Source organism: Streptomyces sp. NPDC028305 (genome assembly GCF_055569495.1).
Map to the genome: position 1 here is coordinate 134,876 of NZ_JBVHTN010000011.1, position 26,652 is coordinate 161,527.

The 26,652-nt window shown below is 72.0% G+C and carries 22 protein-coding genes and 1 pseudogene; 12 read left to right on the forward strand and 11 right to left on the reverse strand.

Going from position 1 to position 26,652, the window contains the following annotated elements; genetic code table 11:
* Nucleotides 1-7: 7 nt before the first annotated feature.
* Nucleotides 8-1,993, reverse strand: a complete 1,986-nt coding sequence (locus ACZ4WQ_RS40390) for an MFS transporter (protein WP_398370626.1) — start codon at nucleotides 1,991-1,993, stop codon at nucleotides 8-10.
* Between the two features lie 248 nt (nucleotides 1,994-2,241).
* Nucleotides 2,242-4,497 (reverse strand): D-alanyl-D-alanine carboxypeptidase, encoded by a 2,256-nt coding sequence (locus tag ACZ4WQ_RS40395; protein ID WP_398370624.1) that lies wholly within the window; start codon nucleotides 4,495-4,497, stop codon nucleotides 2,242-2,244.
* 269 nt (nucleotides 4,498-4,766) lie between these two features.
* On the opposite strand from ACZ4WQ_RS40395, the gene ACZ4WQ_RS40400 reads away from it, so the two are divergent.
* The 3 genes from ACZ4WQ_RS40400 to ACZ4WQ_RS40410 all read left to right on the forward strand — a co-directional run bounded on the left by ACZ4WQ_RS40400 (nucleotide 4,767) and on the right by ACZ4WQ_RS40410 (nucleotide 7,040).
* Complete coding sequence (locus tag ACZ4WQ_RS40400) at nucleotides 4,767-5,516, forward strand: GOLPH3/VPS74 family protein (protein WP_311730238.1); 750 nt, start codon at nucleotides 4,767-4,769, stop codon at nucleotides 5,514-5,516.
* Between the two features lie 258 nt (nucleotides 5,517-5,774).
* Nucleotides 5,775-6,647, forward strand: coding sequence for a helix-turn-helix domain-containing protein (locus ACZ4WQ_RS40405; protein WP_311730237.1), 873 nt, complete (start codon nucleotides 5,775-5,777; stop codon nucleotides 6,645-6,647).
* A gap of 183 nt (nucleotides 6,648-6,830) precedes the next feature.
* Nucleotides 6,831-7,040, forward strand: a complete 210-nt coding sequence (locus tag ACZ4WQ_RS40410; RefSeq protein WP_311730236.1) for a DUF397 domain-containing protein — start codon at nucleotides 6,831-6,833, stop codon at nucleotides 7,038-7,040.
* A 79-nt stretch (nucleotides 7,041-7,119) separates the two neighbouring features.
* Here the strand turns inward: ACZ4WQ_RS40410 and ACZ4WQ_RS40415 are convergent, their stop codons facing one another.
* A complete protein-coding gene (locus ACZ4WQ_RS40415) occupies nucleotides 7,120-7,971 on the reverse strand; it encodes a hypothetical protein (protein ID WP_385351746.1) in 852 nt (283 codons plus the stop codon).
* 151 nt (nucleotides 7,972-8,122) lie between these two features.
* On the opposite strand from ACZ4WQ_RS40415, the gene ACZ4WQ_RS40420 reads away from it, so the two are divergent.
* The 3 genes from ACZ4WQ_RS40420 to ACZ4WQ_RS40430 all read left to right on the forward strand — a co-directional run bounded on the left by ACZ4WQ_RS40420 (nucleotide 8,123) and on the right by ACZ4WQ_RS40430 (nucleotide 12,228).
* Entirely contained in the window at nucleotides 8,123-9,304 is a 1,182-nt protein-coding gene (locus ACZ4WQ_RS40420) for an aminotransferase-like domain-containing protein (RefSeq protein WP_311730234.1), read from the forward strand.
* 211 nt (nucleotides 9,305-9,515) lie between these two features.
* Complete coding sequence (locus tag ACZ4WQ_RS40425; RefSeq protein WP_311730233.1) at nucleotides 9,516-10,298, forward strand: SDR family oxidoreductase; 783 nt, start codon at nucleotides 9,516-9,518, stop codon at nucleotides 10,296-10,298.
* A 358-nt stretch (nucleotides 10,299-10,656) separates the two neighbouring features.
* Nucleotides 10,657-12,228 (forward strand): sodium:solute symporter family protein, encoded by a 1,572-nt coding sequence (locus ACZ4WQ_RS40430; RefSeq protein ID WP_398370620.1) that lies wholly within the window; start codon nucleotides 10,657-10,659, stop codon nucleotides 12,226-12,228.
* A 42-nt stretch (nucleotides 12,229-12,270) separates the two neighbouring features.
* On the opposite strand, the gene ACZ4WQ_RS40435 is transcribed toward ACZ4WQ_RS40430, so the two are convergent.
* Both ACZ4WQ_RS40435 and ACZ4WQ_RS40440 read right to left on the reverse strand, forming a co-directional pair.
* Nucleotides 12,271-12,792, reverse strand: coding sequence for a DUF1772 domain-containing protein (locus ACZ4WQ_RS40435; RefSeq protein ID WP_398370618.1), 522 nt, complete (start codon nucleotides 12,790-12,792; stop codon nucleotides 12,271-12,273).
* 82 nt (nucleotides 12,793-12,874) lie between these two features.
* Complete coding sequence (locus ACZ4WQ_RS40440; RefSeq protein ID WP_398371785.1) at nucleotides 12,875-13,318, reverse strand: nuclear transport factor 2 family protein; 444 nt, start codon at nucleotides 13,316-13,318, stop codon at nucleotides 12,875-12,877.
* A 176-nt stretch (nucleotides 13,319-13,494) separates the two neighbouring features.
* Here ACZ4WQ_RS40440 and ACZ4WQ_RS40445 point away from each other — a divergent pair, with 176 nt between their 5' ends.
* Entirely contained in the window at nucleotides 13,495-14,826 is a 1,332-nt protein-coding gene (locus ACZ4WQ_RS40445; protein ID WP_398370616.1) for a glycosyltransferase 87 family protein, read from the forward strand.
* Here the strand turns inward: ACZ4WQ_RS40445 and ACZ4WQ_RS40450 are convergent.
* Together ACZ4WQ_RS40450 and ACZ4WQ_RS40455 are read right to left on the reverse strand one after the other, a co-directional pair.
* Nucleotides 14,811-15,953, reverse strand: coding sequence for an ADP-ribosylglycohydrolase family protein (locus ACZ4WQ_RS40450; RefSeq protein WP_398370614.1), 1,143 nt, complete (start codon nucleotides 15,951-15,953; stop codon nucleotides 14,811-14,813). The two genes, ACZ4WQ_RS40445 and ACZ4WQ_RS40450, sit on opposite strands and share 16 nt — an antisense overlap.
* A gap of 233 nt (nucleotides 15,954-16,186) precedes the next feature.
* On the reverse strand, nucleotides 16,187-17,071 hold the full coding sequence (locus ACZ4WQ_RS40455; RefSeq protein WP_311730228.1) for an NAD(P)-dependent oxidoreductase: 885 nt from the start codon (nucleotides 17,069-17,071) through the stop codon (nucleotides 16,187-16,189).
* 110 nt (nucleotides 17,072-17,181) lie between these two features.
* Here ACZ4WQ_RS40455 and ACZ4WQ_RS40460 point away from each other — a divergent pair, with 110 nt between their 5' ends.
* From ACZ4WQ_RS40460 to ACZ4WQ_RS40475, 4 genes and pseudogenes are all read left to right on the forward strand, one after another.
* Nucleotides 17,182-17,328, forward strand: a complete 147-nt coding sequence (locus ACZ4WQ_RS40460) for a hypothetical protein (protein ID WP_385350973.1) — start codon at nucleotides 17,182-17,184, stop codon at nucleotides 17,326-17,328.
* A gap of 59 nt (nucleotides 17,329-17,387) precedes the next feature.
* A pseudogene (locus ACZ4WQ_RS40465) lies at nucleotides 17,388-17,468 on the forward strand (hypothetical protein); the annotation flags it as partial.
* A gap of 73 nt (nucleotides 17,469-17,541) precedes the next feature.
* Nucleotides 17,542-17,826, forward strand: coding sequence for a hypothetical protein (locus ACZ4WQ_RS40470; RefSeq protein ID WP_385350970.1), 285 nt, complete (start codon nucleotides 17,542-17,544; stop codon nucleotides 17,824-17,826).
* A complete protein-coding gene (locus ACZ4WQ_RS40475; protein WP_398370611.1) occupies nucleotides 17,823-18,524 on the forward strand; it encodes a type 1 glutamine amidotransferase in 702 nt (233 codons plus the stop codon). The genes ACZ4WQ_RS40470 and ACZ4WQ_RS40475 overlap by 4 nt, the downstream gene beginning before the upstream one ends.
* A gap of 93 nt (nucleotides 18,525-18,617) precedes the next feature.
* Here the strand turns inward: ACZ4WQ_RS40475 and ACZ4WQ_RS40480 are convergent, their stop codons facing one another.
* Both ACZ4WQ_RS40480 and ACZ4WQ_RS40485 read right to left on the reverse strand, forming a co-directional pair.
* Complete coding sequence (locus ACZ4WQ_RS40480; RefSeq protein WP_398370609.1) at nucleotides 18,618-21,221, reverse strand: bifunctional FO biosynthesis protein CofGH; 2,604 nt, start codon at nucleotides 21,219-21,221, stop codon at nucleotides 18,618-18,620.
* A 157-nt stretch (nucleotides 21,222-21,378) separates the two neighbouring features.
* Complete coding sequence (locus tag ACZ4WQ_RS40485; RefSeq protein WP_398370607.1) at nucleotides 21,379-22,227, reverse strand: TIGR03619 family F420-dependent LLM class oxidoreductase; 849 nt, start codon at nucleotides 22,225-22,227, stop codon at nucleotides 21,379-21,381.
* Nucleotides 22,228-22,380: 153 nt separating this feature from the next.
* On the opposite strand from ACZ4WQ_RS40485, the gene ACZ4WQ_RS40490 reads away from it, so the two are divergent.
* Nucleotides 22,381-23,916, forward strand: coding sequence for a CehA/McbA family metallohydrolase (locus ACZ4WQ_RS40490; protein WP_398370605.1), 1,536 nt, complete (start codon nucleotides 22,381-22,383; stop codon nucleotides 23,914-23,916).
* A 123-nt stretch (nucleotides 23,917-24,039) separates the two neighbouring features.
* Here the strand turns inward: ACZ4WQ_RS40490 and ACZ4WQ_RS40495 are convergent, their stop codons facing one another.
* Both ACZ4WQ_RS40495 and ACZ4WQ_RS40500 read right to left on the reverse strand, forming a co-directional pair.
* Complete coding sequence (locus tag ACZ4WQ_RS40495) at nucleotides 24,040-24,903, reverse strand: SDR family oxidoreductase (RefSeq protein ID WP_398370603.1); 864 nt, start codon at nucleotides 24,901-24,903, stop codon at nucleotides 24,040-24,042.
* A gap of 4 nt (nucleotides 24,904-24,907) precedes the next feature.
* Nucleotides 24,908-26,650 carry an N-acyl-D-amino-acid deacylase family protein gene (locus ACZ4WQ_RS40500; protein ID WP_358848560.1) on the reverse strand — a complete coding sequence of 581 codons (1,743 nt, stop codon included), beginning with the start codon at nucleotides 26,648-26,650 and terminating at the stop codon, nucleotides 24,908-24,910.
* Nucleotides 26,651-26,652: the final 2 nt, after the last annotated feature.

Consider the following 26,652-nt stretch of genomic DNA (forward strand, 5'->3'; position numbering starts at 1 on the left):
CGTCGGCCTACGGCACCATCTCGTCCGGGCAGGGCGTGCCGCGCGGCAGCTGGTACTTGCCCGCTATCCGGTATATGCCCGGGCGCGGGGCGTGCAGCACGGTCCACTCGTCCTCCGGCTGCCCCTCCTCGCTCGGCTCGAAGACCTGCTTGGTCAGACACCCCTTGCGGTTGACCGCCAGCCCGTCGCCCGCGTCCGGCTCCGGAGCCTTGACGCTGTTGCCCTTGGCGTCCACCAGGCCCAGCCACGGGGAGTACGGGATGCGGATGAGCACCGGGCCCTTGGCGCGCACGTTCAGGACCAGCTCGTCGGCGCCCGCCAGCTGCACCGTGGCCGGCGGATCGGCTATCGGGGTGGGGTCCTTGACCTCGTACAGCTTCCAGTTGTCGTCGCCCCACACCTCCCGCAGATACGGCAGGCCCTGGGTGATCAGCTCGGTCTCCTGCCGCGCGGCGTGGTCCGGCTCGTCGGCCGGCAGCACCACGAAGTGCACGGCCCAGCGCTTGAGCCAGGCCTGGTACTCGGCCGCGGTGAGCGTGTCGTCGTAGAAGATCGGGTTCCGGTCCAGGTCCCGCTGGCGGTTCCAGCCGCGGGCCAGGTTCACGTACGTGGCGAGCGCGGAGGACTCACGGTGGCTGCGCACCGGGACCACCTCGACCCGGCCCCGGTTGGCCTCCACCCGGTTCAGCTGGTGGACCAGCGGCGCCAGCTCGCGCGCCCAGGACGCCGACGGGGTGGTGTGGATGACATCGTCGCCCGTCTTGACCCCCTGCCACACCGTGACCGTCACCAGGGACAGCACCAGCGCGAGCCACGCCCGCCCGGCGCCCGTGGAGAGCAGCTTGCGGCGCGGCGGCACCCGGCGGGCGGCCAGCGCGGCGATCAGCACCACCCCGCCGAAGATCATGCTGAGGCGGGAGATGTTGGTGCCGATCTGGGACGGGATCAGCCAGGTCAGCACCACCCCGATCGTGTAGAGCGCCCCGCCCACCCGGACGGTGCGCCAGCGCCGCGGCGCGAACAGGAAGACGGCGACGCCGGTCAGGCCCGGCAGTATCGTCGACGCCCAGCCCATCGGCTGCTCGCCGGAGAACGGGAACAGCCAGGCCGACAGCCCGACCACGATGACCGGCGTCACACCGAGCGCGTACGAGGCGGGGTGGCGCCGGGTCAGCCACAGCGCGGCGGCCACCATCCCCACGAACAGCCCGGCCACCGGGCTGGACATGGTCGCGAGCGCGGCCAGCACGGCCGCCAGCAGGGCCCGCAAGATCTTGTGGTGCCAGTGCCGGGACCGCCACTTGGTGGGCCAGGCGAAGATGACCGCCACGGCGCCGAGACCGAACATCGCGCCGAGCCCGAACGTCACCCGGCCCGAGATCGCGTTGCAGACCAGCGCGAACGCGCCGTACAGCGCGGGCCACAGCGGCCTCCGCACGACACGGCTGCGCACCAGCAGCAGCGCGAGCAGCCCGGCCGACAGCGTCCCGGCGATCATCATCGTCGTACGCACGCCGAAGACCGCCATCAAATATGGCGAAATGACGCTGTACGAAACCGGGTGCATCCCGCCGTACCAGGCGAGGTTGTACGCCGAGTCGGGATGCTGGAGGGCGAACTCCGCCCAGGCGTCCTGCGCGGCCAGGTCGCCGCCGCTGTTCGCCAGCAGCGCGACCCAGAGCAGATGCAGCACCCCGGCGAGGAGCAGGGCGGCGGGCACGGGATGGGACAGGAAGCGCCCGACGCGCCGCAACCGGCCCGCCGTCTGCTCCCGCTCCTGTTCCCGCTGCTCATCGCTGTGCGTCAGCGCCGGACCCGGGTCCTCGGCCGGGCCGGCACCCGCCGGTGAGCCCGCGTCCTCAGCGGGGCTTGCGCCCTCCGCCGCGTCCGCGCCTTCGGCGGGCCAGCGCTGCGCGGGCAGTCGTATTCGCGGCGCGGTGTTCTCTTCGGAACTCCCGCTGTTATCGGCCCGTGTCGGATCCACGGTGGTCACTGCGGCTCTCCCCGTCTTCCCCGAGGTCTGCCCCCATCATCCTTCAAACCTGTGCCGGTTCACCCCGGTTCGCCACGGCAGGACCGACACCGGAGGCGCAGGCGACGCTAGCACGCGAAGGCCCACAAAAGGCCTTCTGGGCGAGGCGGTGGGGTGTGGTGTGGACAACTTGCTACGGACGGCCGACCGGGTGTCCCGGCGCACTGCGCGCCGGGACACCCGTGCCAGGCCTCGTACCCCTCGCCTGATCAGGCGATACGGACCAGCTTCGAGCCGAGCGACGGCTCGGACAGGTCCGCCTTCAGCGCGACCGGGACCTTCGCCCGATTCTCGCCGCTGCCCACGCTCAGCTCGCCGACGACCGTGCCCGCCTTGGCCGAGTGCGGCAGCGACTTGCCGGCTTCGCCGGTCAGCTCGAGCTCCGCCTCGAAGCCGCCCCAGCCGACCACCGTCAGGTCCTTGGTCGCGACGACCGGCGTCGTACCGCCCAGGCCGTCGTCGATGTGGCCGACGACCTCGCCCTTCTTCGCCACCGTGGCGGAGGTGAGGCCGTCCTGGACCGCGGAGATCAGCTTGTAGCTGTTCGCCTGCACCAGATCCAGGCTGTTCTGGAGGATGCCGGGGGCCCGCTGCTCCAGGACGACGCCGAGGATCAGCCGCTTCTTGCCGTCGATGGTCCGCTCCGCGCCCCACATCAGCGCACCGCCGGCCGGGGTGCTGGACCCGGTCTTGATGCCGATCACGCCCGGCTTCACCAGCAGATTGTTGTTGTTGTAGATGACGTTCTTGAGGCCGGGGATCTTGATGTTGGGCGTCGCCACGATCTCCCGGAACGCCTTGCTCCGCATCACCGCCCTGGCCAGCTTGAGCTGGTCGGACGCGGTGCTCTTGGTGGTCGCCTTGAAGCCGCTGGGGTCGGTGTAGACGGTGTTCTTCATGCCCAGGTCCTTGGCGGCGTCGTTCATCTTCTTCACGAACGCCTCCTCCGACCCCGCGTCCCAGCGGGCGAGCAGCCGGGCGATGTTGTTCCCGGACGGGATCAGGAGCATCTCCAGCATCTGCCGCTCGGTGAAGGTCTGCCCCTCCTCGACGGGGACCCGCGACTCGTCCTGGGAGTTCGCCTCCTTGCCCGCCTGGGCGTCGATCTTGATGGAGGGACCCGGCTGGGACGTCTTGAGCGGGCGGTCCTTGAGGACGATGTACGCCGTCATCACCTTGGTGACGCTGGCGATCGGCACCGGCTTCTGCGCCCCGGAGGTGCCCAGGCTGCCCACGTCCGCCACCTCGACCGCGGACTGCCCCTGGTCCGGCCAGGGGAGCGAAAGCTTGTCGCCCTCGAAGGTGTACCCGGCCTCGGCCACCTTCAGCTCCGGGGCCGGCAGCGGCCGCATCGCCTGCGCCACGCCGAGGACGATGATGAGGAGCACCGCGAGCGGCGTCCAGATCTTGACCCGCCGCACGGCGGTCCGCAGCGGGGTCTCCGGCGGGGGCGGAGTGTTGGTCAGCTGCGCCAGCAGGTCGATGGGCGCGGGCTGGCCGACGGGCGGCAGCGGCTGCTGCTTGGTCCGCTCCGACTCGGGCAGGGGCTGCTGCTTCGTCCGCTCGGACTCGGGCAGGGGCGGGGCGGAGGGGCGCGCGGGGGGCCGCACGGCCGGGACGTCGTCGGTCGACCTCAGCGGCACGAAGCGGCTGGTGCGCTCCGAGGCCCCTTCGGGCTTCTCGGCGGGCTTGTCCTCGGCCTTGTCGTCGGCCTTGGCCTTGTCCTCGGCGGGCTTCGCGTCGGCCGCCTTCTCGGCGCTTTCCTCCGCTTTCTCCGCCTTGTCGCCCTTGTCGCCCTTATCGCCGCTTTGAGCCCACCGGGGGGCCTCCTTCTGGCGCAGCAGACCGAACGCGGCCGTGGGCCGGTCCACGGGCGTGACCGAGTCCTCGTCGTCCGCCTTGGCGCTCTCACCGTCAGTCGGCTCGGTCTTCATCGTGCGGAACGCAGCCGTCGGCCGGTCCACGGGCGCTGCCGAGTCCTCGTCAGCCGCCTTGGGGCCCTCGCCGTCAGCCGGCTCGGTCTTCATCGTGCGGAAAGCGGCCGTCGGCCGGTCCACGGGCGTGGCCGGATCCTCGTCGTCCGCCTTGGCGCCGTCGCCGTCGCCGTCAGCGGGCTCGGTCTTCAGCGTGCCGAGCACGGTCGTACGCCGGTCCACCGGCTCGCCCGACGGCTCCTCGTCCGAGTCCTCATCCGACTCATCTTTTGATTCGTCAGACTTGTCACTCTTGCCCGATTTGACCGATTCACCCGATTCGCTTTCGCGAACACTGGGTTCCGCATCCGGTTCCGCTTCGGGCTCCGCCTTCACGCCCGCCTTCGGGTCCTCGTCCACGACGGCGACCGCCGACCCGCCACCCTCGGCCTCCCCTTCGCGGAAGACCGCGAGCCGTGGATCGTGCTCGCCGCGAGTCGTCTCCCCCGACGACTTCTGCTGCTCCGATTTGTCGGGGGACTCGCCCGCCACCGATGCCTCCTTGTAATACGTCTTGCGGGACGCGCACCGCCTGTCGGCATCGCGTCCCGCCGCCCCAACCATCTACCAGTGTCCTGTGCGCCCGAGTGCAGCCGCGCGCCATGACACCCTGACAGAGCCGACAGAGTGCCTTCAGGTTGCCGCCCACCCGATAGACGAGAAAGACATACCTATCGGTTCCATATCAAATCCCTCAGGCACTCTCGACAGACCAATGTGAGAGGGGTCACCCTGTCATTCATCCACGCGGGGAGGCATGGATGGGCAGGAGCCGCAGAACAATTCCGGAGGAGCTTCTGCTGCTCGCCTTGGACCCGACCACGGGAACCACGGCGCAGCCGCAGTCGCTCGACCTCGGTCTTGCCGGAGCACAGCTAGTAGAGCTGGCTCTGGCCGGACGGATAGCCCCTGACGGGGATCGTATCGCCGTGGTGCTGCCACGGCCGACCGGAGATCCGACATTGGACTCCGCGCTGGAGCTGCTGCGCCGCCGCGGCAGCCCGGTGCGCGCCGTCCACTGGATCGGCGGGCCCCGGCTGGGGCTGCGCCAGACGTATCTCACGCATCTGGAGCGCTGCGGCATGGTGCATGCCGTGGAGGGCCAGATGTGCGGGGTACTGCCGACGACTCGCTACCAGGCGACGGAATCGGCGATCAGCCGGGAGATCAGGGCCCGGCTGGACACCGCGATCCGCACCGGCGTGCCGCCGGACCCGCGGACCGCGGCGCTCGCCGCCCTGGCCCACGCGGTCGGGCTCGGCAAGCACCTGTATCCCGGGAACGAGGGGCGCTCCTCGCGCTCCAGGCTCCGGGATCTGATCAGGCACGACCCCATGGGCGGACTCGTGGCACACGCTGTCATGGACGTGCAGAACGGTGTCGCGGCGCAGCCGCGGCGCGCACCGGCCGCACCAGGCCGCCAGCCGGGGGCACGGGCCGCGGTGCCCGCGTCCGGAGTTCCGGCGCAGCCGTCCCGCCGCGGGAGCATGGCCCGCGTCGGAGCGCGCTGAGCACAGCACGCCCCGCTCCACCCGACCGACCGCACCACACAGTCCCCACCGACCCGGTTCGGGAGCCGCTGACGCGCGCGGGGCGGTGGGCCGGCCTGTCCCCCGAGGACCGGCCGGCCCGCCGCCCCGCGCGCTCGCGTGCGTCGGGTGTGCCCCGAGAGGCACCCTGTGCCGCCATTTCCCAGCGCGGCGCCGACCGGTAGTGGCAGGCTGCTGAACAGCATGAATCAGCAGTACGAAGCCGGAGGTGCACGTCCCGTGACATCGAACGTCGGCCCCACGGTCAGGCGACGCCGATTGGGCCAGGAACTCCGCAGGCTCCGCCAGGAGAAGGGCATGACGGCGGAGGAGGTGGCGGAAGAGCTGATGGTCTCCCAGTCGAAGATCAGCCGACTGGAGAACGGCCGTCGCAGCATCAGCCAGCGCGACGTACGCGACCTGTGCCGCACCTACAAGGTCGAAGACAAGGCGCTCGTTGATTCCCTTATGCAAATGGCCAAGGAGTCCCGCCAGCAGGGCTGGTGGAACGCCTTCGGCGACGTCCCGTACAGCGTCTATATCGGCTTCGAGACGGACGCGGCATCGCTGCGGGTCTATGAACCGCAGGTGCTGCCGGGCCTGTTGCAGACCCCGGAGTACGCCGAGGCGGTGATCAGCGGCGCGCTGCCGGAGGCCCCGCAGGACCAGATCGCCCAGCGGGTCCAGGTCCGCCTCAGGCGGCAGGAGCGGATCACCGACCCGGCCGCGCCGCTGCGGCTGTGGGCGGTCGTGGACGAGGCGGCGATGCGCCGCGTGGTGGGCAGCCCGAAGGTCATGAGCGAGCAGCTGGACTATCTGGTGCGGATGAGCCATGAGCCGCATGTGACCGTGCAGGCGATTCCGTTCGACATGGGTTCCCACCCGGGGATGAGCGGGCAGTTCACCATTCTCGAGTTCTCGGACGAGTCGGACACCAGCGTGGTCTATCTGGAGGGTGTGACCAGCGACCTCTATCTCGAGAAGCACACCGATGTGCAGAGCTACAGCATGATGTACGAGCATCTGCGGGCCCAGGCGCTGAATGCCGACCAGAGCCGTGAGTTCATCTCGGAGGTGGCGCGGGACCACGCGCGCCGGGCCGAGGAGAGCTGACCCGCAGGCTGAATGGACCGCAAAAGCCCGGACCCTACACCTCCGCGCACCGGCCAGGAAGGGGCCGGTGGAATATGCCATCCGGTCGAGTGAACGACCGGCTTTCCCGACGATGTTGACGAGTAACGTCGGTCTCGCCTCCAAACGGGGTGCATCTCATCAACAATGCGTATCGGAGCAAATGTGTCCATTCAGCAAGGAAAGACGAGTATGTGGGTGAAATCCTCGTACTCCGCAGGAAATGGCGCCTGTGTGGAGGTCGCCTCTCCCGTTGTCGACGAGGTGGCCGTACGCGACTCCAAGGACCCGCACGGTCCGACCCTCAGCTTCGCTCCGGGGTCGTGGTCGGCCTTCGTCTCCGACGTCCGCCGCGGATCCCTCAGCCTCGGCTGATCTCCGCCACCCGCCCTTTGGGCACCGAGCCCTCTCGTCCGGCCGCCGTCCCAGCCGAGAGGGCTCGACGCCGTCACGGTCATCGCAGCTCATCGACGTAACGGTCCGTCCCGGGAACCGTCGGGATGAACGGGGCGACCAGTTCGACGCGGCCGAGGCCCGAGCGGGCCACGTCGTCGTCAAGACCGGTGAAGTGTGCCTCCCAGCACTCGCGTGGATCCCGCTGGAGAAACCACAGCAGGGTCAGCCGCGTCTCCACCCCCTCCACCTGCTTGACGTACGACATCCGGTCCAGCGGCAGCGGCGTCGGCCGGAAGACGGTGACCATCGCCGCGGGCGAGCCCGCCAGCCGCTTCGGCAGATGCCGGGCCCGCAGCCACTCCAGAAGCTCGGCGCGGCGCTCGGGGCCCTCGGCGTCGATGACCTCCACGACCAGGCCGGCGTAGGGGTGGTCGAGGGCGTGGAAGTCGCGGGGGCCCGCCGCGCCGTCCCGGTAGACGGTCGCCTCATGGTCCTGGAACGCCGTGAAGACGTGCGTACGGTCCTGGTAGACCCGGCCGTCCCGGTTGAGCCGCTTGTTGATGCCGACGGTCCATCTCATGTGCTCCGCGTAGCGCCCCTCGGTCAGCCAGTAGACCGTGATGTAGCAGCCCGCGGTGACCGGCCGGGCGACCGCGGACTTCTCCGGGTAGCGCAGCTCTTGCAGCTCGCGGGTGGCGACCCAGCGGCGGCCCGCGAAGATCCACGGCATGGCCATCGCGCCCGCGATGAAGTGGTCGTCCTCGTACCAGCGGTTGTAGGCGTATTCGTGACCGGGGTGCGGCTCGACCATGGTGATCAGGGCGTGGCCGGGGCGCACTCCGTACGGGCCGACCGAGGCCAGTTCCGCGTATGTCTCGCCGCGCGTGTCCTCACTCGAGTCACTGCTCATGTCCTCCATGTGTAGCTGACGTGACGTCAGATGGGGAGGGTGCCGACCGCATCTCGGACAAAGCCGTTGCGCAATGCAGTGATCTCTTTAGGCTGCCTACGACAAGCCTCGTACGCCCAACGGAATGCGTTCATACGAGCGAAGGAGCCCCATGCGTGCCGCCCTCCCCGACCTCGCCGCCCGCGCCGCCTCGGTCGCCGGATCCCCGGTACGCGACATCCTCGCGCTCACCGCTCGCCCCGAGGTGATCTCCTTCGCCGGCGGGCTCCCGGCGGCCGAGCTCTTCGACGCGGAGCCGATACGGGAGGCCTTCGCGCGCGTCCTCACCGAGGCCCCGCGCCGGGCCCTTCAGTACTCCACCACCGAGGGCGACCCCGGACTGCGCGCCGCCACCGCGGGCCGCCTCACCGCGCGCGGGCTGCCCACCGACCCCGACGAGCTGCTCGTCACCAGCGGCTCGCAGCAGGCGCTGACCCTGCTCGCGACCGCGCTGCTGGAGCCGGGCGATGTGGTCCTGGTCGAGAACCCGACCTATCTCGCCGCGCTCCAGTGCTTCTCCTTCGCGGGCGCGCGGATCGTGCCCGTGCCCGGCGACGAGGACGGCCTCGACCCGGCCGCGCTCGACGCGCTGGTCGAGCGGGAGCGGCCCAAGCTCCTCTACACCATCCCGACCTTCCAGAACCCCACCGGCCGCACCCTGCCCGCCGAGCGCCGCCGCGCGGTGGCGGAGGTCGCGGAGCGGCGCGGGCTGTGGATCGTCGAGGACGACCCGTACGGGGAGCTGCGCTTCGAGGGCGAGCCGGTGCCGTGGATCGCGAGCCGCCCGGAGGCCGCCGACCGCACGGTGCTGCTGGGCAGCTTCTCCAAGATCATGGCGCCGGGGCTGCGGCTCGGCTGGCTGCGCGCCCCCGCGGCGCTCCGCCGCGCCTGCGTCATCGCCAAGCAGGCCGCCGATCTGCACAGCACGACGGTCGACCAGATGGCCGCCGCGCGCTATCTGACGGACTCCGACCTGGACGCCCACCTCGCCCGCGTCCGCGACGCCTACCGCGAGCGGCGCGACGCGCTGCTCGCGGGCCTCGGCGAGGCCCTGCCCGAGGGCTCGCGCTGGAACCGCCCCGATGGCGGCATGTTCATCTGGGCGTCGCTGCCCGAGGGGTACGACGCGACGGAGCGGCTGCGGGTGGCGGTCGAGCACGATGTGGCGTATGTGCCGGGGGCGCCGTTCTTCGCCGGCGAGCCGGACCGGGCGACGATGCGGCTCACGTTCGTGACCCACACCCCGGAAGAGATCGCGGAAGGCCTCCGCCGCCTCGCGAAGGCGCTCCACTAAGGGGTGTCCGGGGGCTCTCTCCTCCACCCCGCCCCTTCCCGGCCCCTGCCCATGTGCGGCTCCGCGGGAAGGGGCGGGACCGGGGAGAGATCCGCTTGCGTGCGGTATGGCCTTCTCGAGGCGCGCGCCCTAGCCTGACGCCGCCGTGGATCTGACGCTACGTCAGACCTGCGGCTGTCGGGTCATCGCGATCATCTCGGGGAGGCACCCCATGCTGCTGCGCGGCAAGACCGTCATCGTCTCCGGAGTCGGCCCCGGCCTCGGCCTGCGGGTCGCGGCGGCATGCGTGCGGGACGGCGGCAACGCCGTGCTCGGGGCACGCACGGAGGCCCAGTTGGCGAAGGCCGCCGCCGAGGCCGACCCCGGGGGCGGCCACACCGCGTGGCGCGCGACCGACATCGCGGACGAGCCGCAGTGCGAGGCCCTCGCCGCGCTCGCGGTCGAGCGCTTCGGCGGGATCGACGCCGTCATCCATGTGGCCGCGCTGGACAGCTACATGGGCGGCCTGGAGGAGGCCGACTTCGCCTCATGGAGCCGGGTCGTCGACACCAACCTCTTCGGCACGCTCCGGATGACCCGCGCCTGCCTCCCCGCGCTCAAGCGGAACGGCGGCTCGGTGGTGATGATCGGCACGCAGTCGTCGGTCGCCGCCCCCACCCAGGTGCGACAGGCCGCGTACGCCGCCTCCAAGGGCGCGCTCGTCTCCGCGATGTACTCGCTGGCGCGCGAGCTGGGCCCGCACCGCGTCCGGGTGAACACCGTGCAGCCCGGCTGGATGTGGGGCCCGCCGGTGCAGGCGTACGTCACCTTCGCCGCGCACTCCGAGGGCGTGCCGGAGGCCGAGGTGCTGGCCCGGCTCGCCGGGCGGATGGCGCTGCCCGAGCTGGCGACGGACGGGGACGTGGCGGAGGCCGCGGTGTTTCTGGCCTCCGACCGGGCCCGGGCGATCACCGGCCAGTCGTTGCTGGTCAACGCCGGTGAACTGATGCGGTGACGCGAGCGTTGCACAGGGGGTCGCGCAAGGGGTCGCACCCTCCTCCTCCGGCCTGACGGGATCCCGCTCCCGTACGGCCCGTCCGATAGCGGTCGAGCGTGGGCGTGCGTCTGGCGAAGTGCCCGCTCATCGTGGGTTCGCGGACGCGTTCACGACAACTGCCCGGTAGGTCAAGAGCGAGCAAAATCGTTCTGTGCCCTGATTCCTGTTCACACTCGTGACCGGATATCTCTTGACCGGCCGCCCGAACAAGCGGTTCAATCCCGGAAGTACCCCGCTCCCGCTCGGGGGAACCCGCCCATGACGAACGTCGCGGCGAAGTGCGGTCCTGTTCATAAGACGGACCCCTGGAGGGGGCATGGACAGCCTCGACTGGACCGTACTCATCGGCTACTTCGGCGTGATGATCGCCATCGGAGTCTGGTCCCACAAGCGCGTGGACAACGTCAGCGACTTCTTCACCGCCGGCGGCAAGATGCCGTGGTGGCTCTCCGGCATCTCCCATCACATGTCCGGCTACAGCGCGGTCATGTTCACCGGCTATGCGGCCATCGCCTACCAATTCGGCATCACCTCCTATGTCACCTGGTCATTCCCGATCGCCATCGGCATCGCGATCGGCTCCCAGCTCTTCGCGCCCCGGCTCAACCGGGTACGCAGCAAGCTGCGCGTCGCCTCGCCGCTCGAATACCTCAAGAACCGCTACAACCCGCCCACCCAGCAGGCGCTCGCCTGGTCCGGGGTACTGCTGAAGATCGTCGACGTGGGCGCCAAGTGGGCAGCCATCGCGACCCTGCTGTCCATCTTCACCGATATCTCCCTCAACCAGGGCATTCTGATCACGGGTGTGGTCACCGCCATCTACTGCACGGTCGGCGGGCTGTGGGCCGACGCGCTCACCGAACTGGGCCAGTTCGTCATCCAGTTCATCGCGGGCGTCGCGATGCTGGTGGCCGTGCTCCACAAGCTGGGCGGCGTGAGCGCGCTGTGGGGCGTCTGGGACGACCTGCCGGACACCCATCACGAGCCGACGGTCGGTCCCTACACGATGACCTTCCTGCTCGCCTATCTGTTCATCAAGACCTTTGAATACAACGGCGGGATGTGGAACCAGGCGCAGCGCTACATGGCCACCGACAGCGCCCACTCCGCCAAGCGCTCGGCCCGTCTCTCCGCCGCCCTGTGGTTCGTCTGGCCGCTGGTGCTGTTCTTCCCCATGTGGGTGGCACCGCTGATCATCAAGACCGACAAGCCCGCCGACTCGTACGCGCTGATGGCGCAGGACCTGCTGCCGCACGGCCTGCTCGGCCTGGTCGTCGTCGGCTTCTTCTCGCACACGATGGCCATGTGCTCCTCGGACGCCAACGCCATCGCGGCCGTCGTGACCCGGGACATCATGCCCGCGATCTTCAAGTCCGTACGGGAGTGGAGTACCCGCACCGGGCTGCTCGCGGCGCGCTATGCCACGCTGCTCTTCCTCGGCCTGTCCATGGCCATCGCCACCCAGGTGAACTCGGACTTCTTCGGGGACATCATCACCGTGGTGATCAAGTGGGTCGCCGGGCTCATGGGCCCGATCGCGATCCCGCTGATGCTCGGCCTGCTCCGCCCGTTCCGCAAGTCGGGCCCGACGGCGGCGCTGGTCAGCTGGGCGCTGGGGCTGTTCGCCTTCTATCTCGTGAACTACCCGATCAACGACGCGATCGACGGTGGAGTGAACCTGGAGTACCAGGTCTCCATCCCGCTCGCGGTCTCGCTCGTGCTCTACATCGTGATCGGCTTCATCAAGCCGGAGGACACCCCGGAGCGCGACGCCATTCTCGACTCGCTCAACTCGGATGACGACGGGCCGGGTTCGGCGAGTGCCGCGCGGTCGGTGCCGAAGCGTGGCGCGGCCGGTCGCGAGTCGGTCGCCGGCGCGACGGACTGACCAGCGGCGGGCAGGCACCGTGGGGCGGCACCGTGGATCGGCTCAGATCCCGCCCCGCGGTGCCCCTCGTCCGCTCACCACCAGGGCCCCGACCAGCAGGCCGAACGCCGCGGTGGAGGTGACCGCGCGGACCACGTTCCAGCGCACCCACCGCTCCTCGAACCGCTCGCGCACCGCCGCGAGATCACCGATCCGGTCCGGGTGGCCGGCGGCGTCGAGCGCGTCGTTCAGCGGCACATTGACCCGGAAGGTGATGACCAGCATCACCAGGTAGAGGGCGACCGCGGCCACGATCCACGGCAGCGCGGGCCGCCCGTCGCCGCGCAGATGCGCGACCGCGGCCAGCACCGAGAGCACCAGCGCACCGCCGAAGACCAGGGCGAACCAGCCGTTGAGGATCGCCACGTTGATCCGCTGCATCGCCTCGACGAAGGTACGGTCGTCCGCCCGGCCGAGACCCGGCATCACGGAGCAGGCGTAGCCGTAGAACAGGCCCGCGCTCAGGCCGGTGGCCACGGTGGCGGCGATCAGCACGGGGGTCTGGAGGGCGTGGTGGTTCATCATGCCCTCAGTCAAGCGCCGCGCGGTGAGACGGGCCATGGCCGAAAGGCTCGCCCGCATAAGCGAGCGTCCAGGCGCATGCCCCTCAGGCGTCAGGCGTGCAGGCCGCGGCGAACATCCGGCTGTCCTCGTAGACGCGGTAGCGGGTGATCATCCCGTCCTCTACGGTCACCCGCACCGCGAAGGGGGACCGGTAGGGCTTGCCCGTGGCGCGTACGGTGCCGGCCAGGACGCCCGTCACCGTGGCCTCCGTCCCCTCCACCACGATCGCGTCGATCGTGTTCCCGTCCGGGTCCGGGGCCAGGCTCTCGGCCAGCTCGCGGAAGTGGGCCACGGCGTCGGCGCGGGTGCTGCGGGGGCGGATCCACGGGACGTCCGGGTTCTCGGCGATCAGCCAGTCGACGCGCTCGGCGAACAGCGCGCCGAGGCGCTCCAGGTCGCCGGCCGCCATCCGGGTCAGGAACTCCTGGACGGTGGCGCGGGTGCGCTCGGTTGTCATGACGTCGGTGGTGTCGGTCGTGGCTGCCATCTCGGTCTCTTCCTGTGCGGTGGTGCGCTCGGTGCTGGGCACGATCCTCGCGGGGCCGGGGAGAGACGTCGATTACCCGCGGAGTAATGGCCCCCGGCCGAGCGCCACTTCCGTACGTACTATCGTCGGCCCTCCGTGCCGACCGCCGCCGCCCGTGGACCTGGAGCTCTTCCCCCGTGACCGCGACACCGACGATCACCGATTCCCGGCTCCGCCGGCCCACGCTCTGCGCGGCGGTCTTCTGTCTGGTGTCCTTCACGGGCTTCTGGATCGCGCAGCGCGCCGCCCAGGTGTCGATGGTCGACCTGATGGTCTACCGCGCCGAGGGCTGGACCGTGCGCAACGCCCTGGACCTGTACGACATGCGGGCCACCGTGCACAACCTGCCCAACACCTATCCCCCGTTCGCCGCGCTCCTCTTCACCCCGCTGACCTTCCTGGGCACCGGGCTGATGCGGACGCTGGCGACGGCGTTCAACCTCGCCCTGATGGTCGCGCTCGTCCATCTGGCGCTGCGCCTGATCGGCCGCCCGCGCGTGGTGCCCAGGGCGGCGGCCGTGCTGTCCCTGGCCGCGGTCGGCGTGTGGTGCGAGCCGGTGTGGACGACGCTGCGCTACGGGCAGATCAATCTGCTGGTCACGGTGTTGGTGCTGTGGGACCTGACCCGGCGGTCCGGGCACCGCGGCCACCACTGGGCCGGGGTCGGCACGGGCATCGCGGCGGGCATCAAGATCACCCCGGCGCTCTTCGCGGTCTTCCTCGCGCTGGCCGGGCTGGTCGAGGGGGTGCGGCGGCTGCGGTCCGACGGCCCGTTCTGGAACGAGCATCTGCGCCGGGCGGCGGTGGCCACCGGGGCGTTCGCCGGCACCGTGGTCCTGGCGGCTCTCGCGCTGCCGCACGACTCCCACCGCTACTGGACCGAGATCCTGTTCGCGACCGACCGGCCGGGCGATGTCGAGGGCGCGGGCAACCAGAACCTGCGCGGCGTCCTCGCCCGCCTGCTGCACACCCCCGACCCGGGCCTGTGGTGGCTCGCCGCTGCCGCCCTGTTCGCCTGCGCCGGCCTGGCCGTCGCCGTCGCCGCCCAGCTCGCGGAGGGCCGGCTGCCCGGCAACCGGGCGTGGGCGGCGGTCACCTGCGGCGTCACCGCCCTCATGGTCAGCCCCGTCTCCTGGTCCCACCACTGGGTGTGGGCGGTGCCCATGGTGCTGCTGCTCGGCGCGGAGGCGCTGCGCCGCCGCACCGCGCGGTGGAGGTGTCTCACGGCGGTGACCGCTTTGCTGTTCTGCTCCTTCATGATGTGGTATGTGCCCCATGACCTGCCGGAGCGCGTGGAACTGCACCAGAACCCCGGCCAGATGCTGCTCACCGCCGTCTACCCGGTCATCGGCGCGGTCTTCCTGGCCATCGCCGCGCGGCTGACCGTACGGGCCCTGCGCACCCGGCCGCCGCACACCCCTGGCGGCGGCGCCCCGCGCCCCGCCCGGCCGAGCTACGCGCGCGGGTAGCGGGCCAGCCAGGCGGGGGCGGAGGCCGCCGGGCCGTGCAGGGCCGGGCCCTGCGTCATCTCCATCGCGAAGTCGTCGGCCAGCTCCAGCATCGTGCCGCGCCCCTCCAACTCCGCCAGCCACGCGGGGGGCAGCGCGGTCTCGCCGTGCAGCGTGCCCAGGATGTTGCCGCACACCGCCGCCGTGGAGTCGCTGTCCCCGCCGTGGTTGACGGCGAGCAGCAGGCCGTGGCGCACGTCCTCGGCGACCAGCGCGCAGTACAGCCCGATGGCCAGGGCCTCGTCCCCGGTCCAGCCCTCCCCCAGGGACGCCACCCGCTCGGGCGTGGGCAGCCCCTGCCGTACGGCGCCGAGCGCGTAGCGCAGCGCGTCGGTGGTCTCCTCGTGGCCGGGGCGGGTGGCCAGGTGGGCCAGCGCCCGCTGCACCGCGCCGTCCAGCGCGTCGCCGCGCGCGAGCCCGTGCACGATCAGGGCGAACGCCCCGGCGGACAGATAGCCGGTGGGGTGCCCATGGGTCTGCGCCGCACACTCGATGGCCAGCTGGAACACCAGCTGCGGCTCCCAGCCCACCAGCAGCCCGAAGGGCGCCGAGCGCATCACCGCGCCGCACCCCTTGGAGTCGGGGTTCTTGGGGCTGTCCAGGGTGCCCATGGCGTCGTCGGCCAGCCCGGTCAGACAGGCCCGGCCCGGCGCGCGCTGGGCGTACAGCCACTCCTCGCGGCCCAGCCAGCCCGTGTCCTGCCGGCGCTCGTCGGGCCCCCAGTCGCGCTGGGTGGCGTACCAGCGGCGGTGGGCGGCGTGGACGTCGGTGGGCGGATGCCAGGCGCCGGTGTCGCGCCGCACCTGCGCGCGTATCAGCCCGTCGACGGTGAAGAGCGTCATCTGGGTGTCGTCGGTGACGCGGCCGCGCCGCCCGTACGCCGGGACGAAGTCCGTGACGCCCTCGGGGCCGTGCTCCGCCCGGATATCGGCGAGCGAGGAGAACTCGACCGCCGCGCCCAACGCGTCCCCGATCGCACCGCCGAGCAGGCAGCCGCGCACCCGGCTGCGGAAGTCCTGCTGCTCGGCGCGGCCCCATACGCCCGTCGCCGCACTGGCGGTTGCCGTCACGACCTCGCCCCTCTCCATCGCTGCACGAACGGCCGTAGGACAGGCTTCGCACTGTAATGGACATCGATTGATCGCCTTCGATCCGCCGATGATTGTGAAGGCGTCAACACGGCGGGCCCTACGGATCGCCTCATTCCGAAACGCGGGGCTAACACAAGGTGCCGCTTAAAGATCATTTGGACAGGCGAAGCGGCCGGGTCCGACCTTCCGGACCCGGCCGCTTCGCCCAGCGGGCGCGGTACGGGGTGAGGCTAGACGCTCGGCCTTTCGAGGACCTCGATGACGCTCGCGAAGCCGTCCCCGCCATGGCCCTGGGCGATGGCCCGCCCCATCAGGGCACGGACGGCCGCGAGCGGCTCGGAGTCCAGGCCCCGGGTCTCGCTCGCCTCCAGGATGTGATCGACGCCCGCGGCCTCCATCGCCAGATTTCCCAGATCCCCCGGATAGTCGCGGTTGTCGATGCCATCGGCGACCTGGTCCGCGATTGCGGGCAGCAGGGCGAGGAATTCCTTGATGTACGGGAGGAATTCCTTCGCGGTGACCTTGTCCGCGCCCACCAGGGCGAGGGAATGGAGCATGGCGGCCATGCTGGAATAGAAGAGACCGAGCAGGGCCAGATCGTAGAGCGGCGCGACCCCGTGGTCCGCGCCGAGATAACGGCTGTTTCCGCCCAGCGCCCGCAGCGTCGCCTCCTGCGCCTCGAACACCTCCCGCGGCCCGCTGTAGAAGAGCAGGGCCTGCGGCGAGCCGATGACCGGGACCGGCACCATGATCGCCCCGTCGAGGTAGTCGATGCCGTGCTCCGCCGCCCACGCGGCGGCCTCGCGGGCCCGCTCGGGGGTGTCCGAGGTCAGATTGACCAGCACCCGGCCCGCCAACTCCGCGGCCAGCGGCCCGAGGATCGCCTGGCTCGCCGCGTAGTCCACGACGCACACCACCACCAGACCGCCGGCCCGCACCGCCTCGGCCGGCGTCCCGGCCCGCACCGCGCCACGGGCGACGAGGGCGTCGGCCTTGTGCGCGGAGCGGTTCCACACGGTCGTGGGATGACCGGCATCGAGGAATGCCCCGGCCAGTGCCTGGCCCATCGCGCCGAGCCCGATGACCGTCACCGGCATACGGTTTTCGCCTGCCATGACAGGATCACTCTCATTTCTCATTGTCGAGTCCCTGAAAATTCCCCTGCGCGCCGGGCTCTCGTCGATCCTGTTATCCGCCGGGGCCGGACTCAAGTACCCACAAAAAAGTGCGTACTTACCTCCAGGTATGCAGGGATCTGGCCTTCGGCGTGGACCCGGGCGGATCCCGCAAGGACGCCCATTTCGTCGCCGCCACCCTGGTCCCCCGCTCATCGGCGAGCTCGCGGGGCCGGACGACGAAGCCGTACTGCTGATCGGGGATCGCCTCGCCGAGTACGGCTATCAGGACTTCGAGGAGTAACGCCACACCGGTCCACACGGCATCACGGTGGGTCCGGACGGCGCGCTCTGGGCGGCGCTCGAGACGGGAGCGGTCGCGCGGCTGGCGGCTTGAGGGCATGGCGGGACGCGCTGCCCGTGCGCGTCGGGATCCGAACGGGCGGGCGGCCGGGCGTATCGTTCCCGCCATGCGTTGCGCGATATGCGGATCCGGGCGGCTGAGCCCGGTCGGGGAGCTCACGTCGTCCGACTCGATGCACGACCGGCTGCGGCTGAGGTTTCCCCGCCCAGGGACGTTCAAGGCGCGGCCGACGTTCCACGCCGGTTTCGCGCGGGCCTGTCGGGACTGCGGGGCGCTGCTGCCGTTCCTCGGTGAGGAGGAGCGGGAGCGGTTGGACGCGGAGGCGGAGGGGCTGTCGGCGGTCGAGGGCGGGCCGGCCGACACGGGTTCCGAACCCCGGGACGCGCGGTGAGCCCACGAGTGCTGATGGTCCGCAACGCCGAGCGCAGCGGGCCGGGCCGGCTGCTGCCGTGGCTGCGCGACGAGGGGCTGGCCGTAGAAGAGCTGGCGGGCCCCGAGGCTCCGGCCGATCCGGCCGGGTACGACGCCGTGGTGCTGCTCGGGGGCGGGTTTCTGCCGGACGACGACGCGCATGCGCCCTGGCTGCCGGCCCAGCGGGCCCTCGCGCGCCGGGCCGTGGCCGAGGGGGTGCCGTTGCTCGGGATCTGTCTGGGGGCCCAGGTGCTGGCGGTGGCGGAGGGCGGCCGGGTGGAGGGAGCGTACGGGCTGCCGGAGCGCGGCTCGTGCGCCGTCGAGCTGCGCGAAGAGGCCGGAGCGGACCGGCTGTTGGCGGGGCTGCCGCGGCGGTTCCGCGTCATCCAGAACCACCGCGACCAGATCACCCGCCTTCCGCCCGGCTCGACTCATCTGGCCCGGAGCGACGCGTGTGAGGTGCAGGCGTTCCGGGTCGGGGAGTGTGCCTGGGGCGTCCAGTTCCACCCCGAGGCCGGCGCGGACCGGCTCGCCGGCTGGGACGAGGCGGCGCTGGCCGAGACGGGTCTTGACCTGGCCGCCCTGCGCGCCGAGGCCCAGACGGCGGAGCCCGCGTCGACGGACTCCGCGCGTCGGCTGGCGGGCAACTTCGCCGCCGTCGTGCGGGCCCACGCCTGAGTTTGTGGTGAGTATGGGACGGCGACACGCCGACGCTACGGCGTGTCGCCGTCCCATACTCACCACGAATTCGCTGGCGTTGGAGCCGCGCCCTCAGTCGCCGAGCACCGGCAGCAGCTCCGGCAGATGTCCGTCCGAGGCCAGGGCCGCCGCCTGGCGCTCGGCCGGGACCTCGCCGTAGGTGGTGGTGCGGGGGCGGGCCGGGCGGCCGGCGGATTCGGCGATGGCCACGAGGTCCTGGACGGAGCGGTACGAGCCGTAGGAGGAGCCCGCCATGCGGGAGATGGTCTCCTCCATCAGCGTGCCGCCCAGGTCGTTGGCGCCGGAGCGGAGCATCTCGGCCGCGCCCTCCGCGCCCAGCTTGACCCAGCTGGTCTGGATGTTGGGGATGTGCGGGTGGAGCAGGAGCCGGGCCATGGCGGTGACGGCGCGGTTGTCGCGGGCGGTGGGGCCGGGGCGGGCGATGCCGGCGAGGTAGACGGGGGCGTTGGTGTGGATGAAGGGGAGCGTCACGAACTCCGTGAAGCCGCCCGTCTCCTGCTGGATCCCGGCCAGCAGCCGCAGATGGCCCAGCCAGTGGCGGGGCTGGTCCACATGGCCGTACATCATCGTGGACGAGGAGCGGATGCCCAGCTCATGGGCGGTCTTGATGACCTCGACCCAGGTGGCGGTGGGCAGCTTGCCCTTGGTGAGGATCCAGCGGACCTCGTCGTCGAGGATCTCGGCGGCGGTGCCGGGGATCGTGTCGAGGCCCGCCTCGCGCGCGGCGGTCAGCCATTCGCGGATGGACAGCCCGGTGCGCGTCGCGCCGTTGACCACCTCCATCGGGGAGAAGGCGTGGACGTGCATCCCCGGCACGCGCTCCTTCACGGCGCGCGCGATGTCGAAGTAGGCGGTGCCGGGCAGGTCGGGGTGGATGCCGCCCTGCATGCACACCTCGATCGCGCCGACGTCCCAGGCCTGCTGGGCGCGGTCGGCCACCTGGGACAGCGAGAGGGTGTAGGCGTCGGCGTCGGTGCGGCGCTGGGCGAAGGCGCAGAAACGGCAGCCGGTGTAGCAGACGTTGGTGAAGTTGATGTTGCGGGTGACGATGTAGGTGACGTCGTCGCCGACCGTCGCGCGGCGCAGGTCGTCGGCGATCCGGCACAGCGCGTCGAGCGCCGGGCCGTCGGCGTGCAGGAGGGCCAGCGCCTCGGGGTCGGTCAGCCGGGTGGGGTCGTCGGCGGCGACGGACAGGGCGGCGCGGACGTCGGCGTCGATACGGGACGGGGCCATGCCGGGCGCCGCCGCCTCGCGCAGCGCCTCCCAGTCGCCGTACACCTCGTCGAAGTCGTCGCGGCGGTCGCCGGTGCGGCCCTCGGTGTCGATGGTGCGGTGCAGATCGGTGCGGCCGGAGGCGGTGAAGCCCTCGTCGGGCTCCTGCCAGGGCAGGCCGACCGGCATCGCGTCCTCGCGGGCCAGGCCGGTGGCGGGGTCGGCCAGGGCGTTGACGTGGGGCAGCAGCCGCGGGTCGAGCCAGGGCTCGCCGCGCTGGACGAACTCGGGGTACACCGCGAGCCGTTCCCGCAGCCGGAAGCCCGCGGCGGCGGAGTGCTCGGCGAGCTCGTCCACCTGCGGCCAGGGGCGCTCGGGGTTGACGTGGTCGATGGTCAGCGGGGAGACGCCGCCCCAGTCGTCGATGCCGGCGCCGATGAGCCGCGCGTACTCCCCGTCCACCAGGTTCGGCGGCGCCTGGATGCAGGCGGTGGGGCCCAGGATGTGGCGGGCGACGGCGACGGTGGCGACCAGGTCGTCCAGCTCCGCGTCCGGCATGCCGCGCATCGCGGTGTCCGGCTTGGCGCGGAAGTTCTGGACGATGACCTCCTGGAGGCCGTGGTAGGAGCGTGCGACGCGGCGCAGCGCGAACAGCGACTCCGCGCGCTCCTCATAGGTCTCCCCGATCCCGATCAGCAGCCCGCTGGTGAAGGGGACGGAGCTGCGCCCGGCGTCCTCCAGGACGCGCAGCCGCACGGCGGGCTCCTTGTCCGGGGAGCCGTAGTGCGGGCCGCCGGGCTCGCTCCACAGCCGCTCGGCGGTGGTCTCCAGCATCATCCCCATCGAGGGGGCGACGGGCTTGAGCCGCTGGAAGTCCGTCCAGGTCATGGCGCCGGGGTTGAGGTGCGGCAGCAGCCCGGTCTCCTCCAGGATGCGGATGGAGATGGCCCGTACGTACGCGATGGTGTCGTCGTAGCCCTCGGCCTCCAGCCACTCGCGGGCCTCGGGCCAGCGGTCCTCGGGGCGGTCCCCGAGGGTGATGAGCGCCTCCTTGCAGCCCAGTTCGGCCCCGCGCCGGGCGACGGCGAGGACCTCGTCGGGCGACATGAACATCCCGTGGCCGGCGCGGCGCAGCTTGCCGGGGACGGTGACGAAGGTGCAGTAGTGGCACTTGTCCCGGCACAGGCGGGTCAGCGGGATGAAGACGCTGCGCGAGTAGGTGATGACCCCGGGGCGGCCCGCGGCCTCCAGGCCCGCGTCGCGGACCCGGGCCGCGGAGGCCGTCAGATCCGCGAGGTCCGCCCCGCGCGCCTGGAGCAGCACCGCCGCCTCGGCGGTGTCCAGCGCCACGCCGTCCCGGGCGCGTTTGAGCGCGCGGCGCATCGCGTTGGCGGTGGGGGCAGTCTGGGCGGACGGCTCGGATCCCTGCGCGCTCGTGGTCATTCTCCGAGCATACGAGCGGGATCTGACACTGCCAGACCGCCCGGGCCTGCGGCGTTGTGGGTCTCCTCACGCCAGTTCGAGCACGCGGGCGGGAATACGGACAGGGGTATGGGAGACGAACGCGGAGGCGGGCCTCCGGGACGGGTCCCGCATGCCGTCACAAGTACTGCGCGTACCCGTCGAGCGCCCGCAGGACCTCGCCCTCCTCACCCGCCGGGAGCTGCACCACGACCTCCTCGATTCCGAGGCTGGCGTAGTGCGCGAGCTTGCCGGGCGACGGCTCCACCCCGAACGGCACCACCTCCAGCGCCGCCGGGTCCCGGCCCGCCTCCTGCCACACCCGGCGCAGCACGGGCAGGGTCTCGGTCAGGCCGCGGCCGCCGACCGGCAGCCAGCCGTCCGCATAGGCGGCGATGTGTTCGAACAGCCGGGGCCCGGCCGTGCCGCCGATCAGGGTGCGCGGGCCGGGCAGCCCGGTCGCGGGGTGGGCACTCAGCGGCTTGGGGTGCGCGAAACTGGCGCGCACCGAGCCGTACGCGCCGCTGTGGGCCGTGGGTTCCTCGGCCCAGAGCGCGCGCATCAGCGCCACCCGGTCCCGTACGAGCTGCCGCCGGCCGCGCCAGTCGACGCCGTGGTCGGCCGCCTCCTCCACGTTCCAGCCGTAGCCGATACCGAAGGTGAACCGCCCGCCGGAGAGGAAGTCGAGGGTGGCGATCCGCTTGGCGAGCGCGATGGGGTCGTGCTGCGCCACCAGGGCGATGCCGGTGCCCAGTGCGAGCCGCTCGGTGACCGCGGCCGCCTGGCCGAGGGCCACGAACGGGTCGAGCGTGCGCCCGTAGTGACGCGGCAGCGGCTCGCCCATCGGGGCGGGGGTGTCCCGGCTGACGGGGATGTGGGTGTGCTCGGGGAGATAGAGGCCGGCGAAGCCGCGTCTCTCCAGCTCGCGGGCGAGCCAGGTGGGGCGTACGGTCTCGTCTGTGAGGAAGATGGTGGTCGCGATCCGCATGGCGGGCTGCACCTCCGTGGGGGGCCGGATGTGGCTGCGCGTATGTTCCCTCACCGCCATCGAGTTATCCACAGGCCTTTCCGTACGTGTCACTCCCGCGTACAACGGTGTGAGCGCTGGTGACGGACCGCACAACGGCCTCAGGGGGCACTCATGCAGCGACGCTCGGTACTCAGACTCTCCGCCCTGGCGGGCGCGGCGGGGATGCTGACCCTCGATCCGGTGACCTTCGCCCAGGCGGAGGAGCGGGACGGCGGAAGCGGGGGGAGCGAGGGAAGCGGGGAGCGGACGAAGACGGTCACGGGCCATCTGCCCACGGGCTCGCCGGACTTCGTGTATCTCCCGGTGGAAGTCCCGCGCGGGGTGCGCGAGATCGCCGTCTCGTACTCGTACGAGAGGCCGGCGGTCCCGGCGGGCACCCAGGGAAACGCCTGCGACATCGGCATCTTCGACGAGCGCGGCACCGACCTGGGCGGGCGCGGCTTCCGCGGCTGGTCGGGCGGCGCCCGCACCGAGTTCGCGATCAGCGCCGAGCAGGCGACGCCCGGGTATCTGGCGGGGCCGGTCGGGGCGGGCACCTGGCATGTGGTGCTCGGCCCGTACACGGTGGCCCCGCAGGGCCTCGACTACAAGGTCACCGTCACGCTGCGGTTCGGCGAGCCGGGCGAGACCCCGAAGCCGGTGTATCCGCCGCAGCGGGCCAAGGGGCGCGGGCGGGCCTGGTACCGGGGCGACTCCCATCTGCACACGGTCCACTCCGACGGCAAGCGCACCCCGGCCGAGGTGGCCGCCGCCGCCCGGGCCGCCGGGCTGGACTTCATCACCACCACCGAGCACAACACCACCTCCTCGCACCCGGCGTGGGCCGGTCTGTGGGGCGATGACCTGCTGATCCTCACCGGCGAGGAGGTCACCACGCGCAATGGCCATGTGGTGGCCCTCGGCACCGACCCGGGCGTCTTCATCGACTGGCGCTACCGCGCCCGGGACAACGCCTTCGGGAAGTACGCCCGCAAGATCCGGCAGGCGGGCGGCCTGGTCATCCCGGCCCATCCGCACGGCACCTGTGTGGGCTGCAACTGGAAGTTCGGGTTCAACGACGCCGACGCGGTCGAGGTGTGGAACGCGGACTTCACCCCGGACGACGAGGTCACGGTGCAGGAGTGGGACAACACCCTGGTGGCCGCCGCCCGCGGCGAGGGCCGCTGGCTGCCCGCCGTGGGCCACAGCGACGCGCACCGCGAGCCGCAGGTCGTCGGGTTCCCGCAGACGGTCGTGCTGGCCGACGACCTGTCCCGCACGGCGATCCAGGACGGCATCCGGGCCGGGCGCTGCTGGATCGCGGAGTCCTCGGCGATCGACCTCACTCTCGAGGCGGTCGGCGGCCGCGGGGAGCACGCGGGCATCGGCGAGCGGCTGAAGGTCGGCCGGCAGGACGAGGTGACGGTCCGGCTGAAGGTCTCCGGCGTGGGCCGGGGCTGCTCGATCCGGCTCATCACCGACCAGGGCCAGCTGTTCGGCACGGCGGTCCCCGACTCCGGTTCCGCCACCGCCGAGTGGCGTACGACGCCGTCCTACGCCGCGTATGTACGGGCCGAGGTGCGCCACGCCCCGGCGGACGGCGGCGCGTCCGGGATACCGGGCCCGATGGCGGCGATGACCAACCCGATCTGGCTGGGCGAGCGGTAGCGGACTCCGGTCCCCGGGGGTTCCCCGGGGACCTGGTGCCCGGGTCCCTCCGGAAGTCCCCGAGCCGTCGGCCTAGGGCCGGTGGTCCCCGGGGGTCCCGCACCGGCAGCGGGAGATCACGCTCTATGTCGGGGGCGCCGAGCGTGGGCGGTATGCCGCGCGGACGCGGCGGCCGCCGTCCACGACCAGGTCCGCGCCGGTGATCCAGGACGCCTCGGCCGAGACCAGCCAGCGGACCGCCCGCGCCACGTCCTCGGGTTCCCCGATCCGGGCCAGCGGCAGGGTGGCCGCGATGGCGGGCTCGTCGCGCTCCCAGACGAAGCGGGCCATCTCGGTGCGCACCAGCCCCGGGGAGACGGCGTTGACGCGGACGGCGGGGGCGAGCTCGGCGGCGAGCTGCCGGGTGAGGCGCAGGAGGGCGGTCTTGGTCGTGCCGTAGGCGCCGAGGCCCGGGCCGACGTCGTGGGTGCCCTCGGTGCAGATGTTGACGACCGCGCCGCCGTGCTCCCGCATCCACCCCCGCCAGGCCGCCTGGACCAGGCGCAGCGGGGCCTCCACATTGACCGTGAAGGCCGTGCGCCAGTCCAGCGGGTCCGCGGCCATCAGCGGGCCGAGCGGGGCGTTGGTGGCGGCGTTGTTGACCAGGACGTCGAGGCGGCCGAATTCCGCCAGCGTGCGGGAGACGGCCTCCTCCAGGTGGGCCGGGTCCGCGATGTCCCCCGGGCAGGCGATGGCGCGCGGGCCGAGGCGGCGTACGGCCTCCGCCAGGCCGTCCGCGCCCCGCGCCGTCACGCACACCGCCACCCCGTCCTCCGCCAGCGCCCGGGCCACGGCGAGTCCGATGCCGCGCGAGGCGCCCGTCACCAGGGCCGCGCGGCCCGCGAGGGCGGCGTGCCCGCCATCGGGCCCGCTCTCCGGCGGGACGGCTCCGGCAGGGCCGCCGGGCCCGCCTGCGCCGCTGCCCGGCCGACCCGTGGCGCTCACCACCAGTTCAGCCTCTCGTGCTCACGGTCTCCGTGTCGCGCCCCGACCGCAGCACCTTGCCCGGGATCGCTCCGGTGATCTGGTCGTCCCGGATGGTCTCGACCCCGCCCACCCGCACGCTCACGACGCCGATGGCCCGCGAGTCCAGCCGCGGGCTGTCCCCCGGCAGGTCGTGCACCAGCGTGGCCCGGCCCGCGTCGATCCTCTCGGGGTCGAACAGCACCAGGTCGGCGTGGTAGCCCTCGGCGACCCGGCCGCGCTCCCGCAGGCCGAGCAGGCGCGCCGGGTCGTCGGTGAGCATCCGCACCGCCCGCTCCAGGCCGACCAGCCGCCGCCCGCGCAGACAGTCCCCCAGGAAGCGGGTGGTGTACGGCGCCCCGCACATCCGGTCCAGGTGGGCCCCGGCGTCCGAGCCGCCGAGCATGACGTCCGGATGTTCCCAGGTCTGCCGCCGCAGCTCCCAGCTCGCCGGGTCGTTGTCGGTCGGCATCGGCCACAGCACGGTGCGCAGCTCGTCGGCGGCGCAGATCTCCACCAGGCAGCCGAAGGCGTCCGTTCCGCGCTCGGCGGCGATGTCGCGCACGACGCGCCCGGTCAGCCCGGCGTTGGCCGCCGAGTAGGTGTCGCCGATGACGTAGCGCTCGAAGTTGGCCAGCCGCCGGAAGACCCCGGCCTCGGGGCTGTGCGCCCGGCGCAGCATCTCCTCCCGCACGGCGGGGTCGCGGAGCCTCGCGATCCGCTCGGGGACCGGCAGCCCGAGGATGTCGCCCCACCCCGGGATGAGGTTGAGCGCGCAGAAGGTGCCCAGCGACATGTTCATGGGGGTGAGGATCGGCATGGTCAGCGCGACGATCCGACCGCCCGCCTTGCGGGCCCGCTCGCTCGCCTCCAGCTGCCGCGGCACCCGCTCCGGCACGGCCGCGTCGATGGTGAGGACGTTCCAGTTCAGCGGCCGTCCGGCGACCGCCGACATCTCCACGAACAGGTCGATCTCGTCATCCGAGAACCGGTCCAGACAGCCGGCGACGATCGCCTCGATCTGTGTCCCCTCGTGTTCGCCGACCGCCCGCGACAGCGCGATCAGCTCCTCGGGCCGGGCATGGCGGGAGGCCACCGGCCTGCGGTCGCCGTCCGAGTGGGTGGAGGACTGGGTGGTGGAGAGGCCCCAGGCCCCGGCGTCCATGGCCGCGTGGAGGAGCCTCACCATCTCGTCCAGCTGCGCGGCCGTGGGCTGTCCGCCGATCGCGTCCGGGCCCATCACATGGCGGCGCAGCGCGCAGTGCCCCACCATGAAGCCCGCGTTGACCGCGGTGCGGCCCTCCAGTGCGTCCAGGTACTCCCCGAAGGTGTGCCAGTTCCACGGCGCCCCCTCCTCGAGCGCCACCAGCGACATGCCCTCGACCTTGCTCATCATCCGCCGGGTGTAGTCGGCGTCCTCGGGGCGCTCCGGGTTGAGCGGGGCGAGGGTGAAGCCGCAGTTGCCGCCCGCGACGGTGGTCACGCCGTGGTTCATGGAGGGGGTGGCGTACGGGTCCCAGAACAGCTGCGCGTCGTAGTGGGTGTGCGGGTCGACGAACCCGGGCGCGAGCACCAGTCCGGTCGCGTCCTCGGCGCTCCGGGCCGGCTCCGTCACGGTGCCGGGCTCGGCGAGGGCCGCGATCCGCCCGTCCCGCAGGCCGACGTCGGCGACGTAGGCGGGGGCGCCGGTGCCGTCCACGACGGTCGCGGCGCGTATGAGGTGGTCGAGCACGG